The organism is Streptomyces sp. R818 (assembly GCF_056172735.1).
The window spans coordinates 252,459-270,464 of sequence record NZ_JAOCNE010000003.1 but is presented as its reverse complement, the minus strand read 5'-3'; the positions used below and the strand labels follow the sequence as shown (position 1 = coordinate 270,464).

The following is an 18,006-nucleotide window of genomic DNA, read 5'->3' as shown; positions in this document are numbered from 1 at the left end:
CCGGGACCGTCCTGGTTCCGGCTCGGACCCGTCCGGGCACGGGTTCGGACCCATCCTGCCGGGGGCCTCGTACGAATCATTCGTACGGGGCCCCCGGCGTGCTTGTCGGCACCTGGCAATCGTGGCGGGAGGGCCTAGAGTGGCCGAACCGTATTCGAGCGACCTGAGGAATCCTGTGCGACGCCGACTTGCAGCTCTACTGATCGTGCCGGCACTGGCGCTGACCGCGACGGCCTGTGGCAGTGACGACGGCAAGGACAAGGCGGACAAGGCCGACTCGTCGTCCTCGTCGTCCGCGTCGCCGAAGGCGGCGTCGGTGCCCAAGGCGGTCGACACGGCGGACCCGATGCCGACGGTGAAGGGCGCGTACGGCAGCAAGGCGACGATCTCGCTGCCCAAGGGCGAGCCCAGCGGCAAGTTCGTCGTGCACACGCTCTCCGAGGGCAAGGGCGCGGAGGTGAAGAAGGACGACATGGTGTCGATGAACTTCACCGGCAAGATCTGGAAGGGCGCCAAGGACCTCGGCACGACGTACGGGCAGAAGAGCACCGGGCAGATCGTGACGGCGGCGTCCGAGACCCAGCTGCCGGCGTTCTCGCAGGCGGTCGTCGGGGCGAAGGAGGGCGACCGGCTCCTGGTCGTCGCGCCGCCCGCCGCCGGCTACGGCAGCCAGGGCGCCCAGCAGTACGGCATCACCGGCAGCGACACGCTGGTCTTCGCGCTGGACGTCGGCAAGATCGTCCGGGACTCGGCGCAGAAGCAGGCGGCGATCCCCTCGGACCTGCCGCAGATCAAGGCGGACGCCCAGGCGCCCGCGACGATCACCGTGCCGAAGAACGACCCGCCCGCGAAGCTCGTCGACAAGGTCCTGATCCAGGGCAAGGGCGCCGAGGTCAAGAGCGGCCAGACGGTCTCCATGCACTACAGCGGTGCGGCGTGGAAGCTGAACCAGGGCAAGGAGAAGGCCGAGCTGTTCGACTCGTCCTTCAACACGGGCCAGCCGTTCCAGACGCAGATCGGCAAGGGGCAGGTCATCAAGGGCTGGGACACCGGCATCGTCGGCAAGCACGTCGGCGACCGGGTCCTGCTGGTGATCCCGTCGGAGCAGGCGTACGGCAAGGAGGCCAAGGGCAAGACGCTGCCGGCCAACTCGACGCTGGTCTTCGTGGTCGACATCCTCGCCGCGAACTGATCACCGTCTGAGAAGTGGCAGACTGTCCCGGTTGCCCCACCGTCAACAAGCAGGAGCACTACACGTGAGCATCGACAAGCCCGAGATCGACTTCCCCGAGGGTCCGGCACCGAAGGACCTGGAGATCGTGGACCTCTGGGAGGGCGACGGCCCCGAGGCGAAGGCGGGCGACACCGTCTCCGTGCACTACGTGGGCGTGGCCTTCTCCACCGGCGAGGAGTTCGACGCGTCCTGGAACCGTGGCACCCCGCTGCAGTTCCAGCTCGGTGCGGGCCAGGTCATCCAGGGCTGGGACCAGGGCGTGCAGGGCATGAAGGTCGGCGGCCGCCGCCGGCTGACCATCCCCGCGCACCTGGCGTACGGCGAGCGCGGCGCCGGTGGCGGCCGCATCGCCCCCGGCGAGACGCTGATCTTCGTCTGCGACCTGGTCTCCGTCTGAGACACCCGGACCACCGGCCGCGCGCGGCCGTTCACAGGGCCCATGCCGACCGGCATGGGCCCTGCCGTATCCCCTGGCTTTTGCCGGTACACCCACTGGCGGTACGGTCGTCCGTCGGGAGTTACATGAGGAAAGGGCGTCGATGGCCATTGCCAAGGCCGAGCGGCTGATGAATCTGGCGCTGTGTCTGCTCGGGACGCGGCGGCCACTCAGCAAGCGCGAGCTGCGGGGCTCTGTCGAGGCCTACCTGGAGGCGGGCAGCGACGACTCCTTCAACCGCATGTTCGAGCGCGACAAGGACGACCTGCGTGAGCTCGGCCTGATCATCGACACCGTGGAGAACCTGGACGGCGAGGTCGGCTACCTCGCCCGCCGCGACAGCAACCGGCTGCCGCCCGTCACGCTCGACGGCGAGGAGGCCGCCGCGCTCGGCCTCGCCGCGAAGGTGTGGCAGCAGGCCCGCCTCGCCGGTGCCGCCAGCGGCGCCCTGCAGAAGCTGCGCGCGGCCGGGATGCCCGAGGACGTGGACCCGTACGAGAGCCATGGCGCGCTCGAACCGCGGATCCCGGTGCACGAGGCGTCGTTCGAGCCGCTGATGCTGGCCTGCCGCGACCGGCGCCCCGTGATCTTCGACTACCGCAAGGCGACCGCCGCCCGGCCCGAGCAGCGCCACGTCGAGCCGTGGGCCCTGGAGTGCTGGCGCGGCCACTGGTACCTGGCGGGCTGGGACCGTGAGCGCCAGGCCGAGCGGGTCTTCCGGCTCTCCAGGATCACCGGCAAGGTCCGCTCCCGCGCGGGCCAGTTCGCGGCCGCGGTGCCGGACGTGGTGACCGTGCGGGAGACCGTGGCGGGCTGGGCGGGGGAGAGCGCCACGCGCTCGGCGCTGATCAGGCTGCGCACGGGCGCGGGCTACCCGCTGCGCGCCAAGGCCACGTCGGTGCGGGAACTGGGCGACGGCTGGGACGAGTTGGAGATCCCGTACGGGCACGGGCTCGACGCCTGGCTCGTGGAGTTCGGGCCCGACGTGGTGGTCCTGGAACCGGCCGAGCTGCGGGCCGATGTCGTGGACCGGCTGCGCGCCGTGGCCAAGGGCTGAGCGCGGGACTGAAGGGGAGTACGGACAAGCATGGCTTCCAACGCCATCGACCAGACCCGGCGGATGCTGTCCCTGGTGACGTATCTGCGGGAGCGCCCCGGCGCGCGCGTGGAGGACGTCGCTCGGGCCTTCGGCATCACCGAGGACGAGCTGATCTCCGACCTGGACGTGCTGCCGCTGTGCGGGACGAGCTTCCGCGGCGGCGACCTCCTGGACATCGACACCGACGGTGACCGCATCTGGTGGCACAACGCCGACGACGTGGCCGAGCCGCTGCGGATCGCCGCCGACGAGGCGACGGCGCTCCTGGTGGCGGCCCGCGCCGTGGCGACGCTGCCGGGGCTGCGCGAGAGCGACCGGCTCGCCCTGCTGCGCGCGACCGCGAAGCTGGAGGCGGCGGCCGGTGAGGTGGCGAGCGCGAGCGCGCGGCTGAACGTGACGTTCGAGTCCGAGGGCGGTGTCTTCGCCGACGTCGACCGCGCGATCTCCGAGCGGCGCAGGCTGTGGATCCGCTACTACTCGCCCGCGCGTGACGAGGTCACCGAGCGGGAGATCGACCCGATCCGCCTGGTCAGCGTCGGTCATACGTATGTCGAGGCGTGGTGCCGCCGGTCGGAGGCGCGGCGTACGTTCCGGCTCGACCGGGTCGCCGAGATCCGCATCCTCGACGAGGCGTCGGCGCCGCCGGAGGTGGAGCTGCGGGACCTGTCCGAGGGGCTGGTGCAGCCCGCGGCCGAGGACCCGGAGGTCATCGTCGAGGTCGGTCCTGGTGGGCGCTGGGTCGCGGAGTACTACCCGCACGACAGCGCCGAGGAGCTGCCGGACGGCGGACTGCGGATCACGCTGCGCACCCCCGACCCCTCCTCGCTGCGGCGGCTCGCGCTGCGGCTCGGCCGGGACGGGCACATCGTGGCCCCCGCCGAGCTGGCGGTGAGCGCGCGGGACGCGGCGCGGCAGGCGCTCGCGGCGTACGACGAGACCGCGTTCGGCGGGGTCGCGTAGGGGCAGCCTCGTGAGGGTGTCAGGCACGACCCCGGTGGATTTACGGGGCAGAACGGATGAAAGGTGCGAAGTGGGCAAGGGAATGACCGGTGTGGCCGGTTTCACTGATATCGCCACTATGTCCGCTACGGTCGCCGCCCCGGTGCCCGTCGTCTTCAAGGCCGCCTGCCCGGACTGCCGGGCCCGCTTCGAACTGGCCGCGACCGCCATCCGCCTGGCGATCGGCGCGAGCCGCCGCACGACCTTCTACTCGTTCACCTGCCCCGAGTGCGACACATCGGTGCGCAAGCCCGCAGGCGAGCGCATCGTCGAACTCCTCACCGGGGGCGGGGTGCGCACGCTCCGCCTCCACCAGACCGTCTAGGCTCGGCGCATGTTCTGGGCGATGCTGGCCGTGGCGTTGGGGTTCGTGGGACTTGCCGTGCTGGCCGTCTTCGCGATCAAGGTGTTCGTCGAGGCGCAGCGCCTCGGGCGGCAGGTCGCCGAGACCACGCAGCAGATCAACCGCGCGGCCGAGGAGCTGGAGCGCGCCGCGGTGAGTGTCGCGAAGGCCGGGGGCGACGCCGTCTGAGCGCGGCGTCCGGGCCCGGTCCGGAGGGAAAGCGCTTTACCGCCGCGGCCTGTCCCGTGCGCAGGTCGGGCGGGTACGCTCCCTTAGGCGGTCCGGGAGTGAGGCGCCGGCCGCACGGGGAGTACGCACGGGGATTGCCCCGTGTTCACCCCCACGGGATACGATCGCTGCCAGCACACGGTGGTCGGACAACAGTCCGAAGTCCGATCGGTACCGGCAGTCCCGCCCCTGCCGCCTCAGTGAGAAGGTAAACGCATATGTTCGGTGGAAAGATCGGCGCCCCCGAGTTGATCATCCTGCTCGTGGTCATCCTCCTCCTGTTCGGTGCGAAGAAGCTCCCGGACATGGCGCGCTCGCTCGGCAAGTCGGCCCGCATTCTCAAGAGCGAGGCCAAGGCCATGAAGAGCGAGGGTGGCAACAAGGATGCCGCTCCCTCGGACCCGCCGAAGACCGACGACCAGCAGCCGCCGGCCCAGCGCACCATCAAGGCCGCCCCGGGCGACGTGACCACCTCGCGCCCCGTGTCCGAGCCGACGAACCACACGACGCAGAGCTGACAAGAGCTGATCGAAGGCCGCCCCTGTGACGGCGGCCTGTCGCACGAGATGAGGACGTGGGTTGCTCAAGTCTGCCCGCAAGCAGGAGAAGGACCCCGAGGGGCGGATGCCGCTCGCGGAGCACCTGCGTGAGCTTCGCAACCGGCTCGGGAAGGCCGTCCTGGCCATCCTCGTCGTGACGATCGTCGCCGCCTTCTACTACAAGGACATCATCGAGTTCTTCACGAACCCGGTCCTCGACTCCGTCGGCTGCGACAAATCGTTCTCGGAGCTGACGGCCAAGGCCGCCGAGAACAAGGACGCCAACGAGCAGTGCGCCCGCATCGTGCTCAACGGCCTGATCACGCCCTTCACGCTCGCCCTGAAGGTGTCGCTGATGGCCGGTGTCGTCGGCGCGTCGCCGATCTGGCTCTACCAGCTCTGGGGCTTCGTCGCGCCCGGCCTGCACAAGCACGAGAAGAAGTACGCCACCGGCTTCGTGGCGACCGGCGTCCCGCTCTTCCTCGGCGGCGCCTTCTTCGCGTACAAGACGCTGCCGACCATGGCGCGCGTGCTGCTGGACTTCTCGCCCGCGAACATCGACAACCAGCTGCCGCTCGACGAGCTGCTCGACCTGATCACCCGCATGGTGATCGTCTTCGGGCTCTCCTTCGAACTGCCGCTGCTCCTGGTCATGCTCAACCTCACGGGCGTGATCACCGGCAAGCGGATGCTCGGCTGGTGGCGCGGCATGATCATGGGCATCACCGTGTTCGCCGCGGTGGCCACGCCCAGCACCGACCCGCTGACAATGATCGCCCTCGCCGGTCCGATCTGGGTCCTGTACTTCGCGGCGACCGCCTTCTCACTGCTCAACGACCGCCGCAAGCGCCGCATCGAGGCGGCCGGTCCCGGTGACGACGAGGCCTCCGAGCTCGACCTGACGCCCGAGGAGATCGGCGAGGTGGAGACCGTCTCGGCCAGCAGGTCGCTGCCCGAGCAGGCGAAGGGCGACACCGAGCGGATCAACGGTTACGACGATGTGACCTGAGGTAACCCCTGTTCGCGGCCGGGCGGTTGTTAAGGTCCGGCCGTGACCAGCGAGATCACCCTCTTCGTCAATCCCACCGCGGGACGCGGCCGGGGCGCGGGCGCCGCGCAGCCGGCCGCTTCCGCGTTGCGGACGGCCGGCTTCTCCGTGCGCACCGTCATCGGCGAGGACGCCGCCGACGCGCTGCTACGCGCGCGTGCCGCCATCTCCGGGGGCACCGGCGCCCTGGTCGCCGTCGGGGGCGACGGGCTCGTCAACCTCGCCCTGCAGGCCGTCGCGGGGACGCGCACCCCGCTCGGCGTGGTCGCCGTCGGCACGGGCAACGACTTCGCGCGCTCGCTCGGACTGCCCGTGCGCGCACCCGCCGCCGCGGGCGCCCTCGTCGCCGAGTCCCTCAAGGGCGAGCTGATCCGCGACATCGACCTCGGGAGGATCGGCGGCCACTGGTTCGGCACCGTGCTCGCCTCCGGCTTCGACTCCCGCGTCAACGACCGCGGCAACCGGATGCGGCTCCCGCTCGGCCGGTTCAAGTACGACCTCGCGATCCTGGCGGAGCTGGCCGCGTTCAAGCCGGTGCCGTTCCGCCTGACGCTCGACGACGGCTCCGTGCGCGAGACCGCCGCGACCCTCGTCGCCGTCGGCAACGGCACGTCGTACGGCGGCGGCATGAGGATATGCGCCGACGCCGACATGGGCGACGGCCTCTTCGACGTCACCGTGGTCGGCGCGTGCTCCCGCACGACGCTGCTGCGGGTCTTCCCGCGCGTCTACAAGGGGACGCATCTCAGCCACCCCGTGGTCAGCACCTACCGGGCGGCGCGGGTGGAGTTGGCCGCCGACGAGGGGGCGGGGGTCACCGGGTACGCGGACGGGGAGGCGGTCGGGGCGTTGCCGCTGGTGGCCGAGTGCGTGCCGGGGGCCGTGCGCGTCCTGACCGGACGGCGCCCTACCGGATGAGGCCCCGCGTGGAGCTCCCTACCGGATAATGATCGTCCGTTGTCAGCGGGGGCCGGTAGGCTCGAAAGCACGATGACAGAGGACCTCTCACCGGCCGAGCGGTATGCGGCAGCCCGTCAGCGGGCCGCCGAGCAGGCCACCGCGCTCGCGTCCTTCCGCGAGATGTACGACTTCGGCCTCGACCCCTTCCAGATCGAGGCCTGCCAGGCGCTCGAGGCGGGCAAGGGCGTCCTGGTCGCCGCACCCACCGGATCGGGCAAGACGATCGTCGGCGAGTTCGCCGTCCACCTCGCCCTCAAGGAGGGCAGGAAGTGCTTCTACACGACGCCGATCAAGGCGTTGTCGAACCAGAAGTACCAGGATCTCGCCAAGCGCTACGGCGCCGACAAGGTCGGCCTGCTGACCGGCGACAACAGTGTGAACAGTGACGCGCCCGTGGTCGTGATGACCACCGAGGTGCTGCGCAACATGCTGTACGCGGGCTCCCAGTCGCTGATCAACCTCGGCTATGTGGTCATGGACGAGGTGCACTACCTCTCCGACCGCTTCCGCGGCGCCGTCTGGGAAGAGGTGATCATCCACCTCCAGGAGTCCGTGACGCTGGTCTCCCTGTCGGCGACCGTGTCGAACGCGGAGGAGTTCGGCGACTGGCTCGACACCGTGCGCGGCGACACCGAGGTGATCGTCTCCGAGCACCGGCCCGTGCCCCTGTTCCAGCACGTGCTCGCCGGGCGCCGGATGTACGACCTCTTCGAGGAGGGGGAGGGCAGCAAGAAGGCGGTCAACCCCGACCTCACGCGGATGGCGCGCATGGAGGCCAGCCGCCCCTCCTACCAGGACCGGCGGCGCGGGCGTGCCATGCGCGAGGCCGACCGCGAGCGCGAGCGGCGCCAGCGCTCCCGGATCTGGACGCCTGGCCGCCCCGAGGTCATCGACCGGCTCGACGCGGCGGGGCTGCTGCCCGCCATCACCTTCATCTTCAGCCGCGCCGCCTGCGAGGCCGCCGTCCAGCAGTGCCTCTTCGCGGGCCTGCGGCTGAACGACGAGGACGCGCGGGCCGAGGTCCGCGAGATCGTCGAGGCGCGCACCGCCGCCATCCCCGACGAGGACCTGCACGTCCTCGGCTACTACGAGTGGCTGGAGGGCCTGGAGCGGGGCATCGCCGCCCACCACGCGGGCATGCTGCCGACCTTCAAGGAGGTCGTCGAGGAGCTGTTCGTCCGCGGCCTGGTCAAGGCCGTCTTCGCCACCGAGACGCTCGCGCTCGGCATCAACATGCCCGCGCGCTCGGTGGTGCTGGAGAAGCTCGTCAAGTGGAACGGCGAGCAGCACGCCGACATCACGCCGGGCGAGTACACGCAGCTGACCGGGCGCGCGGGACGGCGCGGCATCGACGTCGAGGGCCACGCCGTCGTGCTGTGGCAGCGCGGCTTCAGCCCCGAGCACCTCGCGGGGCTCGCGGGCACCCGCACGTATCCGCTGAGGTCCAGCTTCAAGCCGTCGTACAACATGGCGGTGAACCTGGTCGAGCAGTTCGGGCGGCACCGCTCCAGGGAGCTTCTGGAGACCTCGTTCGCACAGTTCCAGGCCGACAAGTCGGTGGTCGGGATCTCGCGCCAGGTCCAGAAGAACGAGGAGGGTCTGGAGGGCTACAAGGAGTCCATGACCTGCCACCTCGGCGACTTCGACGAGTACGCGCGGCTGCGCCGCGAGCTCAAGGACCGCGAGACCGAACTGGCCAAGCAGGGCGCCGTCCAGCGCCGCGCGCAGGCGGCCGCCGCCCTGGAGAAGCTGAAGCCCGGGGACGTCATCCACGTCCCCACCGGCAAGTTCGCGGGCCTCGCGCTCGTCCTGGACCCCGGTCTTCCCGCCGGGCGGTCCAACGGGCACCGGGGGTTCGAGCACCACGACGGGCCGCGCCCGCTGGTGCTGACCGCCGAGCGGCAGGTCAAGCGGCTCGCCTCGATCGACTTCCCGGTGCCCGTCGAGGCACTCGAGCGGATGCGCATCCCGAAGTCGTTCAACCCGCGCTCGCCGCAGTCCCGCCGCGACCTGGCCTCCGCGCTGCGCACCAAGGCCGGCCACATCGTGCCCGACCGGCACAAGAAGGGCCGCGCCCCCGCCGCCGACGACCGGCAGATCACGCGGCTCCGCGCCGAGCTGCGGGCCCACCCCTGCCACGGCTGCTCCGAGCGCGAGGACCACGCGCGCTGGGCCGAGCGCTACCACCGGCTGCGCCGCGACACCGCGCAGCTGGAGCGGCGCATCGAGGGCCGGACGAACACCATCGCCCGCACCTTCGACCGCATCGTGAAGTTGCTCACGGAGATGGACTACCTGCGCGGCGACGAGGTCACCGAGCACGGCAAGCGGCTCGCCCGGCTCTACGGCGAGCTGGACCTGCTCGCCAGCGAGTGCCTGCGCGACGGTGTCTGGGAGGGGCTGAGCCCCGCCGAACTCGCCGCCTGCGTCTCGGCGTTGGTGTTCGAGGCGCGGGTCTCCGACGACGCGCTCGCGCCCAAGGTGCCCTCGGGCAAGGCGAAGGCCGCGCTCGGCGAGATGGTGCGGATCTGGGGGCGGCTCGACGCCCTGGAGGAGGAGTTCCGGATCAACCAGGCCGAGGGCGTCGGGCAGCGCGAGCCCGATCTCGGGTTCGCCTGGGCCGCGTACCAGTGGGCCTCGGGCAAGGGGCTCGACGAGGTGCTGCGCGAGGCGGAGATGCCGGCCGGTGACTTCGTCCGCTGGTGCAAGCAGGTCATCGACGTGCTCGGGCAGATCGCCGCCGCGGCGCCGAACGACGGGTCGTCGACCGTCGCGCGCAATGCGCGCAAGGCCGTGGACGGGCTGCTCCGGGGAGTTGTGGCGTACTCGTCCGTGGGGTGAGGCACCGTACGAGAAGGGCCCGGGACCGTGTGTCCCGGGCCCTTTCGCGTGCCCAGGGGCACGTGAGTTCGGGTACTGGACGCCCTTACTCCATGTGTGCGAATCGATGCCCAGCGTGCAAATGGGAGCGAGTGTATGCCGACCACGGGCGTCGGTGCAGAGGCTTGCTGAATATGACTCAGCGATGATCCGGTCGGACTAAGCTCGCCCGCAGCGCACCGAGTTGAGATGTATTCGGGCGTTTGTTCCCCCGTGTGCGGATCGTCCGCAGATCCCCCGGAACGCGTCCCCACGCATCTCCACGCATCCGCACACCCCCACATCCCCACATTTCCCCGATCCGACTGACTGTTCAGAGGGCATACATGGTGAGTGTTCAATCGCCTCCCGGTGGCCAAGACGTCCCCTACACACGCGTGCTCCTGCTCCCCGCCATGGTCATGGCCGCCGCCACCGGAGCGGCCGTCGGCCTGGTCACACAGCCCGCCCGCCTCGCCGTAGCCCTGTGCGGCACGCTCGGCACGCTCCTCGTCGTCGCCGTCGCGGCCGAGGCGGTCCGGCGCGGCCGCCTCCTCAGGGGGGTGCGCGCCCAGTACGCGCGCCACGTCGCCGACCTGGAGGAACAGCTCGACGCCAAGGAACGGCGGACGCTGCGCATCGCCAAGGAAGCCCTGCCGGCCGCCCTGTACCGCCTGCACACCGGCGACAACCCCGGCAACGCCGTCCGCAACACCTGCGACGCCGACCCCGCCTTCCGCGACGCCACCCCGGGCGAGCGCGAACTGCTGCGCATGGCCCTCAAGGAGATCGACCTCGAGGAGTCGATGCGCGACGCCGCGCAGCGCGCCTTCGTCTCCATCGCCCGCCGCGTCCAGGCCATCGTCCACAAACAGGCCCAGGAACTCCGCGAGATGGAGGAGGACCACGGCCGCAACCCCGAGGTCTTCGACGACCTCCTGCGCATCGACCACGGCACCGCCCTGATCGGCCGCCTCGCCGACTCCGTCACCGTCCTCGGCAACGCCAGGCCCGGCCGCCAGTGGCCCCAGCCCGTCCGCCTCTACAGCGTGCTGCGCGGCGCCATGTCCCGCATCCTCGAATACCCGCGCATCGACCTGAAGTCCATCTGCGACGTGGCCATCCGCGGCGTCTCCGTGGAACCCCTCATCCACGCCTGCGCCGAACTCCTCGACAACGCCACCCGCTACTCGCCGCCGCAGACCAAGGTGCACGTCACCGCCGTCGAGGTGCAGACCGGCATCGCCATCGAGATCGAGGACGGCGGCGTCAGCCTCAGCGAGGAGCAGCGCCTCAAGGCAGAGCGCATGCTCGACCGGGCCAAGCAGGGCATCGACCTCAACGACCTCGGCGAGAACCCGCGCCTCGGCCTCGCCATCGTCGGCCGGCTCTGCGCCATGTACAACATGGACATCTCCCTGCGGCAGTCCGCCTACGGCGGCGTCCGCGCCGTCCTCGTCGTCCCGCGCGACATGATGAGCACCGGGCCCGCGCCCGGCCTCGCCCACGGCATCGGCGCCTCCGCCGTACCGCGCGTCGACCACAACGGCGTACCGATCAAGGAAGAGCCGCGGCTGAAGAAGACGCGGCGGCCCACGACGGGACCGCGCCACTCCGCCCCCGTCGTGCCCGCGATGGAGGACGACGTACCCGTGGTCACCGAATGGCGGCCCAACGGGCTGCCGCAGCGCCGCAGGAAGGTCGACACGAAGATCGTCGACGCGCAGATCATCGTGACGCCGCGCCACCCGGATCTCTCGGGGCCCGCCCCGTCCTCCGACCGCACGTCCCCCTCCCGGCCGTCCGCCGACTCCGGCGGCGGGGCGTACGGCACCTCGTCCGGGCCGTACGGGGACGCGTCCGCGACGTACGGCGATCCGGTCGGTCCGTACGGCGAGCAGGACGCCGATGAGCGGCCGCAGCCCGAACCCGGGCTCTGGGTCGAGGCGTTCATGAACGGCCTCAAGCCCGATGAGCCCAGTACGTCCGGCGAGCCCGGTGCGTCCGGCGAGCACGACAAGGCCGGGCCTTCCGACGGGGCCGGCACCACCGACGCGTACACCCAGCAGGTCGACGAGGGAGACCGCCAGTGATCCAGCAACGCGCCAACTTCGACTGGATGCTCAAGGAGCTCGCCGACGGCGTGCCCAACGTGCGCCAGGTCGTGGTGCTCTCCGCGGACGGCCTGCGCATCGCCCGCTACGGCGGCGACCCCGACGGCGCCGACCGGATCGCCGCCGCCTGCGCCGGCCTGCAGTCCCTCGCCTCCGCCGTCGCCTCCGAGATCCCGGAGAGCAACGGCAAGATGAACATGGTCATCATCGAGGTCGACGGCGGCTTCTTCTATCTGATGGCCGCCGGAAAGGGCGCCTACCTGGCGGTTCTCGCCGATCCGTACGTCGACGCCGGTCTCGTCAGCCACCAGATGCGCGACCTCGTCATCCGGATCGGCGCCCACCTCACGAGTCCGCCCCGACGCAACGGGCAGACCGTATGAGTCCGCGCTCTTCCGAACCCCCGTTCCGTGACGAAGGACCGCCGCCGCCCCGGCGCGAGCGGCGGTTCGCCAAGGACACCGAGGATTCCGGCGCGGCGCCCAGGGAGCCCAAAGGGTCCAAGGACCCCAAGGACCCCAGGGACCCCGAGCGGCTCTACGTCATCACCGGCGGCACCGACGGCACCGACCGCGCCACCCTCGACCTCGTCACCCTCATCGTCGCGTGCGCCGACCCTCCCGCCGCCGCGCCCCCCGAACAGACCGCCGTCCTGCGCATGTGCCGGACGCCGCTGTCCACGGCCGAGATCTCGGCCTACCTCAATCTGCCCTTCAGCGTGGTCACCGTGCTGCTCGGTGAGCTCCTCGCGGCCGAACTGGTCCACTCCCGCGCCCCGGTCATCCGGAGCAACGTCGCGGACCGTTCCCTCCTCGAAGCGGTGATGCATGGACTACAGAAGCTCTGACCCCGTCGGCGCCGCCGCCCCCACCGGTGGAGTGCACCTTCCCGGGCCGCGCGCCGAGGACCGGATGCCCGACACCGTCTCCTCCGCCGTGAAGATCGTCATCGTGGGCGGGTTCGGCGTCGGCAAGACCACCATGGTCGGCTCCGTCAGCGAGATCCGGCCGCTCACCACCGAAGAGACCATGACACAGGCCGGGATCGGCGTCGACGACAACTACGGTTCCGACACGAAGACCGCCACCACCGTGGCCATGGACTTCGGCCGGATCAGCATCACCGAGGAGCTCGTCCTCTATCTCTTCGGCACCCCCGGCCAGGAACGCTTCTGGTTCCTGTGGAACGGGCTGTTCGAGGGCGCCCTCGGCGCCGTCGTCCTCATCGACACCCGGCGCCTCGAAGTCAGCTTCGACGTCATCGGGCGGCTCGAGGAGCGCGGCGTTCCCTTCGTCATCGCCAACAACGCCTTCCCCGACGGGCCCAGTTACCCCGTCGACGAGCTGCGCGTCGCCCTCGATCTCGATCCGCACGTGCCGATCATCGAGTGCGATGCCCGGCGGCGGGCCTCCAGCCGCGATGTCCTTCTGACCCTCATGCGGTATCTGCATGAGATGGCGTTGCAGCACGTCTGAGGTTCCGGCCGATTCCCCCAGCAACTACTGGTTTTTCCACTTCGACCCCCGTCGCCATACCAACGGAGCGATCAGCGTGACGCCTCCCCCCTCCTCGTCCTCCCCGGCCTCGTTCGGGTTCGATCCGCTGCAGGACCCCCTCGGCGGGCCGCCGCCCGGCTGTCCCGCCCATGCCCTCGGGCCCGACGGCGCCCGGCGGCTCTACGGGCCCGAGGCCGAGGCCGACCTCGCCGCCGTCTACGAGAAGCTCCGCGCCGAGCACGGCTCCGTCGCCCCCGCGCTCATCCACGACGACGTGCGCGTCTGGGCCGTCCTCGGCCACAGCGAGAACCTCCACATGGTCCGCACCACCTCCCAGTACAACCGGGACGCCCGCAACTGGACCGCCCTCAAGAACGGCACCGTCAAACCCACCCACCCCCTCGCCCCCGTCTTCAGCTGGCAGCCCATCTGCTCGATGGCCGAGGGCGCCGAACACCTCCGGCTGCGCGGCGCCGTCACCTACGCCCTCGAGATCATCGACCACCGGTCCCTGCGCCACGCCATCAACCGGGCCTGCCAGGAGATCATCAACCGGTTCAGCGAGCGCGGCTCCTGCGACCTCGTCAGCGAGTACGCCGAGCATCTGCCGATGATGGCCATGCTCGACGTCTTCGGCGCCTCCGAGGCCTACAGCGAGCGGTTCGTCCAGGCCGCCCGCGACCTGATCAAGGGCACCGAGACGGCCATCGCCAGCAACGAATACATCATGGGCATCCTCATGGAGCTCACCGTCCGGCGCCGTGCCGCCCCCGAGGAGGACTTCATCAGCCGCCTCGTCACCGCGCCCGCCGCCCTCAGCGACGACGAGGTCGGGCAGAACCTGCGGCTCGTCCTCATCGCCGCCTACGAGGCCACCGCCAACCTCATCGCCAACGTCCTGCGCACCGTCCTCACCGACCCGCGCTTCCGCGCCCAGCTCAACGGCGGGCAGATGACCGTCCCCGAGGCCGTCGAGCAGTCCCTCTGGGACGAGCCGCCCTTCAGCGCCATGGTCGCCTACTACGCCAAGGTGGACACCCAGCTCGGCGAGCAGCACGTCCGCGCCGGTGACGCCCTCATCTTCGGCATCGCGCCCGGCAACGTCGACCCCGCCGTGCGGCCCGATCCGACCCAGCACATGCAGGGCAACCGGTCCCACCTCGCCTTCGGGGGCGGGCCCCATGAATGCCCCGGGCAGGACATCGGGCGCGCCATCGCCGACATCGGGGTCGACGCGTTCCTCATGCGGCTGCCCGACGCCGAACTGTCGGTGGACGAGGAGCAGTTGCAGTGGCGGTCCACCATTCTTTCGCAGCATCTCGTCTCGCTGCCCGTCTCCTTCACGCCCCGGGCGCAGCAGGATGTCGTCGCCCGGCCCAGCATGGTGCCGCCGCCCCGGCCCGAGTGGCGTGTCTCCTCCGGGGGTGGTGAGGCCGTCGCCCCCGCCGCCGCGCCCGCCGAGGCCGTCTCCGAGACCGTCGTCGTTCCGCCGTCGCCGGCCGTGCCTCCGGGCGCTGCTGCTGCCCCGGCCGGGGCCTGGCAGCGGTTCCTCCGGTGGTGGCGCGGCTACTGAGACCAGGTCTCGTACGACTCCCAGGCCTCCAGCTGCCGGTCGCTCACGAAACGGTGTTCCCGGTGCGTCACCGGGTCCCTGAACTCCAGTGTGCGTGCCAGTAGTTGGAGCGGCCTGCGGTAGTCGTCCGGGGCCGTCGCGTCCGCGATGCTCGGGTAGAGCGGGTCGCCCAGGATCGGCGTGCCCAGGGAGTTCATGTGGACGCGTAGCTGGTGGGTTCTGCCCGTGCGGGGGGTCAGGTGGTAGCGGGCCAGACTTCCTTTTGTTTCTGCCAGGGTGATCGTGGTTTCCGCGTTGGGGGCCTCGTTCGGGATCTCGGTCGCTGTGAGGCTGCCCCGGTGTTTTTCGATTCTGCTGTGGATCGTCACGGGGTACGTCCCTGGTTTGTGGTGTGCTACCGCCTCGTAGTGTTTGGTGATTTCTCTGTCCCGGAACAGCGTTTGGTATTTTCCTCTGTCCTCCGGGCGCACCACGAACAGCACCAGACCCGCGGTCAGGCGGTCCAGGCGGTGTGCCGGGCTCAGGGTTTCCACGCCGGTCTCTCTGCGCAGGCGGGTCAGCGCTGTCTCCCTGACGTGGCTGCCGCGCGGCGTCGTCGCCAGGAAGTGGGGCTTGTCCGCCACGATGATGTGGGCGTCTTGGTGGATTGTTTTGAGTGTGAACGGGACCTCGGGTTCCGGGGGGAGTTCCCTGTGGAACCAGATGTGTCTGCCCGGGGTGTAGGGCGTCGTGGCGGTGATCGGGGTGCCCGTCTCGTCGACTATGCGGCCCTTGTCGATCAGCTCGTCGATCTTCGCGCTGCCTGCCGGTGTCAGGCGGGCCACCAAGTGGTCCCTCGTTGTCGCCCAGCCGTTGTCCGGGGGCAGGCGTACGCGTACCGCGTCGATGCCGTCGCGTTGGGGGAGCGGGGAGGGGGGCGTGCGCCTGCGGTGTCTCATCTCGGGGTCAGCGTACGCAGGAAGGGAGGGGGGCCGTCCGGGGACCGGTCAGCGGCTCTCCGTCGTCTCCGACAGGTGTCGGGGTGGGTACGGTGCCGCTCGGGGTATGTCCGTGCTCGCCATCTTGATGGCATCGCCGGTTGCTTCGGGCCTTGTCACCGCGTGAACTGTGCTGCGCGCGGACATACCCCGAGCGGCCCCTCCCGTCTCGTACGTCTCTGAACGACGTACGTGGCTGGTCCCCGTCAGGGCTGCTGCGTTTCCTGCTCCGCCTCGACCTGGGCGTTCCAGTCGCGCTTCGACGCCTGCCAGCCGTCCTCGTTGTGGCCGAGCCGCCAGTAGCCGGAGATCGACAGGTCCTCGCGCGGGATCTGGCGGTCGATACGGAGGTGGCGGCGGAGTTCCTTCACGAAGCCGGCCTCGCCGTGGACGAAGGCCTGCAGACGGCCCTCGGGGAAGTCCAGTTCGGTGACTGCCTTGATCAGGGACTGGCCCACCGGGCGGCCCTGGCGGTGGAGCCAGGTGATCTCCGCATGGGTGTCGATCTTCTGCTCCTCCTCGGGGCTCTCGATCTCCAGGAAGACGTGGGCCTTCGCGCCCTGCGGCAGCGCCTCCAGGGCCGCTGCCACTGCGGGCAGCGCGCTCTCGTCGCCGGCCAGGAGGTGCCAGTCCGCCTCGGGGTCGGGTGCGTAGGCGCCGCCCGGGCCCATGAAGTGGATGATCTCGCCGGGCTGCGCGTGCGCCGCCCACGGGCCGGCCAGGCCCTCGTCGCCGTGGACGACGAAGTCCAGCGTCAGCTCGCGGGTCTCGGGGTTCCAGGCGCGGACCGTGTAGGTGCGGGTCACGGGCCACTGCTCGCGCGGCAGCTCCTCCCGGACGCGCTCCATGTCGAGCGGCTCCGGGAGGGTCGCTCCCTTCGGGGCGAAGAGCAGCTTCACGTAGTGGTCCGTGTACTCCAGCTCCGGGAGGTCCGCCAGTCCCTCGCCGCCGAGCACCACTCGCTGCATGTGCGGCGTCAGCCGCTCGGTGCGCACGACCTGCGCCGAGCGGGCCTTACGGGGCTTGCGTGCGGGACGCTCGGCCATGTGTCGTCTCCCTCGATACTTAGTTAGGTAACCCTAAGCTAGCATTTCAGGAGGAGAGGGTGGTGAGCAGGCGGTGCAAAGATCCGCCCAAGCCCCAGCGTGAGGTCAGGTGGCTGAGGAGTTCCGGGTCCTGGGGGTGTGTGGGGAGTGCGGTGGGGGTGGCGGGGAGCTTCACGTCTGTTGCCACCTGGACCACCTTCGGGGCCACCTGCAGGTAGTCGTGTGCTTCCGTCAGACGTTTGCGTTGGGTGGGGGTGAGCTTTGAGGTGGGGTCGCTTGCCGCCTCGATGATGGCCCCCAGTGTCTTGTACTGGGTGAGTAGCTTCGCCGCTGTTTTCTCGCCGATGCCGGGGACTCCGGGGAGGCCGTCGCTCGGGTCGCCGCGCAGGATCGCCATGTCCGCGTAGCCCGCGCCGTCCACCCCGTACTTCTCGCGGAGGAGCGTCTCGTCCGTGATCTGCAGCGTTCCTACTCCCTTGAGGGGGTACAGGACGCGGCGTTTCTTCTCGTCGTTCACCAGTTGGTAGAGGTCTCTGTCTCCCGTGACGATGTCTACTGGGATTGTTGCTTGTGCGGTGTATGTGCCGATTACGTCGTCCGCTTCGTAACGGGGCACTCCTACTCGTGCGATGCCCAAGGCGTCCAGGACCGCCTCGATGATCGGCACCTGGGGGGAGAGCGTGTCCGGGATCTCCTCCTCGTCCGGGGTGCCGGTCGGCTTCTCCTCGGCCACCCGGTGCGCCTTGTAGGAGGGGATGAGGTCCACGCGCCACTGCGGGCGCCAGTCCGCGTCCATGCATGCCACCAGGTCCGTGGGGTGGTGGTCGCTCACTAGGCGGGTGATGAAGTCGAGCAGGCCGCGCACCGCGTTGACCGGGGTGCCGTCCGGGGCCTTCACGGAGTCCGGGACTCCGAAGTACGCCCGGAAATACAGGGACGCGGTGTCTAGCAGCATCAGGCGTTGGGTTGTCTGGGTCACGATTCGCATCATGCCGTACCGCACTGACAGTGACCGTTTGCCCGCTTACTGTGCGGTTCCGCTCACCGTCTGTGAG

18 protein-coding genes are annotated in these 18,006 nt (G+C 70.2%); 15 read left to right on the top strand and 3 right to left on the bottom strand.

Going from position 1 to position 18,006, the window contains the following annotated elements:
• The first annotated feature begins 175 nt into the window (after nt 1-175).
• From N5I75_RS06340 to N5I75_RS06270, 15 genes are all read left to right on the top strand, one after another.
• Nucleotides 176-1,192: an FKBP-type peptidyl-prolyl cis-trans isomerase gene (locus N5I75_RS06340; protein ID WP_476675175.1), complete on the top strand. Its 1,017-nt coding sequence runs from the start codon at nt 176-178 to the stop codon at nt 1,190-1,192.
• 64 nt (nt 1,193-1,256) lie between these two features.
• On the top strand, nt 1,257-1,631 hold the full coding sequence (locus N5I75_RS06335; RefSeq protein WP_476675174.1) for an FKBP-type peptidyl-prolyl cis-trans isomerase: 375 nt from the start codon (nt 1,257-1,259) through the stop codon (nt 1,629-1,631).
• Between the two features lie 142 nt (nt 1,632-1,773).
• Nucleotides 1,774-2,727 (top strand): helix-turn-helix transcriptional regulator, encoded by a 954-nt coding sequence (locus N5I75_RS06330; RefSeq protein WP_476675172.1) that lies wholly within the window; start codon nt 1,774-1,776, stop codon nt 2,725-2,727.
• Nucleotides 2,728-2,757: 30 nt separating this feature from the next.
• Complete coding sequence (locus N5I75_RS06325; protein ID WP_476675170.1) at nt 2,758-3,729, top strand: helix-turn-helix transcriptional regulator; 972 nt, start codon at nt 2,758-2,760, stop codon at nt 3,727-3,729.
• 118 nt (nt 3,730-3,847) lie between these two features.
• Complete coding sequence (locus N5I75_RS06320; RefSeq protein WP_361074133.1) at nt 3,848-4,093, top strand: hypothetical protein; 246 nt, start codon at nt 3,848-3,850, stop codon at nt 4,091-4,093.
• A gap of 9 nt (nt 4,094-4,102) precedes the next feature.
• Nucleotides 4,103-4,300, top strand: coding sequence for a hypothetical protein (locus tag N5I75_RS06315; RefSeq protein ID WP_476675168.1), 198 nt, complete (start codon nt 4,103-4,105; stop codon nt 4,298-4,300).
• 257 nt (nt 4,301-4,557) lie between these two features.
• Nucleotides 4,558-4,857 (top strand): Sec-independent protein translocase subunit TatA, encoded by a 300-nt coding sequence (gene tatA, locus N5I75_RS06310; RefSeq protein ID WP_476675166.1) that lies wholly within the window; start codon nt 4,558-4,560, stop codon nt 4,855-4,857.
• A 61-nt stretch (nt 4,858-4,918) separates the two neighbouring features.
• Nucleotides 4,919-5,887: a twin-arginine translocase subunit TatC gene (gene tatC, locus N5I75_RS06305; protein ID WP_476675164.1), complete on the top strand. Its 969-nt coding sequence runs from the start codon at nt 4,919-4,921 to the stop codon at nt 5,885-5,887.
• Nucleotides 5,888-5,929: 42 nt separating this feature from the next.
• A complete protein-coding gene (locus tag N5I75_RS06300; protein ID WP_476675162.1) occupies nt 5,930-6,844 on the top strand; it encodes a diacylglycerol kinase in 915 nt (304 codons plus the stop codon).
• Between the two features lie 72 nt (nt 6,845-6,916).
• Nucleotides 6,917-9,727 carry a DEAD/DEAH box helicase gene (locus tag N5I75_RS06295; protein WP_476675160.1) on the top strand — a complete coding sequence of 937 codons (2,811 nt, stop codon included), beginning with the start codon at nt 6,917-6,919 and terminating at the stop codon, nt 9,725-9,727.
• Between the two features lie 365 nt (nt 9,728-10,092).
• Nucleotides 10,093-11,838 carry an ATP-binding protein gene (locus N5I75_RS06290; RefSeq protein WP_476675158.1) on the top strand — a complete coding sequence of 582 codons (1,746 nt, stop codon included), beginning with the start codon at nt 10,093-10,095 and terminating at the stop codon, nt 11,836-11,838.
• The gene (locus N5I75_RS06285; RefSeq protein ID WP_394435407.1) at nt 11,835-12,242 is read left to right on the top strand and encodes a roadblock/LC7 domain-containing protein; all 408 of its coding nucleotides are present in this window, start codon (nt 11,835-11,837) and stop codon (nt 12,240-12,242) included. Before N5I75_RS06290 ends, N5I75_RS06285 begins: the two co-directional genes overlap by 4 nt.
• A complete protein-coding gene (locus tag N5I75_RS06280; protein WP_476675156.1) occupies nt 12,239-12,706 on the top strand; it encodes a DUF742 domain-containing protein in 468 nt (155 codons plus the stop codon). Before N5I75_RS06285 ends, N5I75_RS06280 begins: the two co-directional genes overlap by 4 nt.
• Entirely contained in the window at nt 12,687-13,334 is a 648-nt protein-coding gene (locus N5I75_RS06275) for a GTP-binding protein (RefSeq protein WP_476675154.1), read from the top strand. The genes N5I75_RS06280 and N5I75_RS06275 overlap by 20 nt, the downstream gene beginning before the upstream one ends.
• A 76-nt stretch (nt 13,335-13,410) precedes the next feature.
• Nucleotides 13,411-14,928 (top strand): cytochrome P450, encoded by a 1,518-nt coding sequence (locus tag N5I75_RS06270; RefSeq protein ID WP_476675152.1) that lies wholly within the window; start codon nt 13,411-13,413, stop codon nt 14,926-14,928.
• On the opposite strand, the gene N5I75_RS06265 is transcribed toward N5I75_RS06270, so the two are convergent.
• The 3 genes from N5I75_RS06265 to N5I75_RS06255 all read right to left on the bottom strand — a co-directional run bounded on the left by N5I75_RS06265 (nt 14,922) and on the right by N5I75_RS06255 (nt 17,939).
• On the bottom strand, nt 14,922-15,866 hold the full coding sequence (locus tag N5I75_RS06265) for a pseudouridine synthase (RefSeq protein ID WP_476675150.1): 945 nt from the start codon (nt 15,864-15,866) through the stop codon (nt 14,922-14,924). The two genes, N5I75_RS06270 and N5I75_RS06265, sit on opposite strands and share 7 nt — an antisense overlap.
• Nucleotides 15,867-16,111: 245 nt before the next feature.
• Entirely contained in the window at nt 16,112-16,951 is an 840-nt protein-coding gene (locus tag N5I75_RS06260) for a siderophore-interacting protein (RefSeq protein WP_476675148.1), read from the bottom strand.
• Between the two features lie 46 nt (nt 16,952-16,997).
• On the bottom strand, nt 16,998-17,939 hold the full coding sequence (locus N5I75_RS06255; protein WP_476676936.1) for a 5'-3' exonuclease: 942 nt from the start codon (nt 17,937-17,939) through the stop codon (nt 16,998-17,000).
• Between the last annotated feature and the right edge of the window lie 67 nt (nt 17,940-18,006).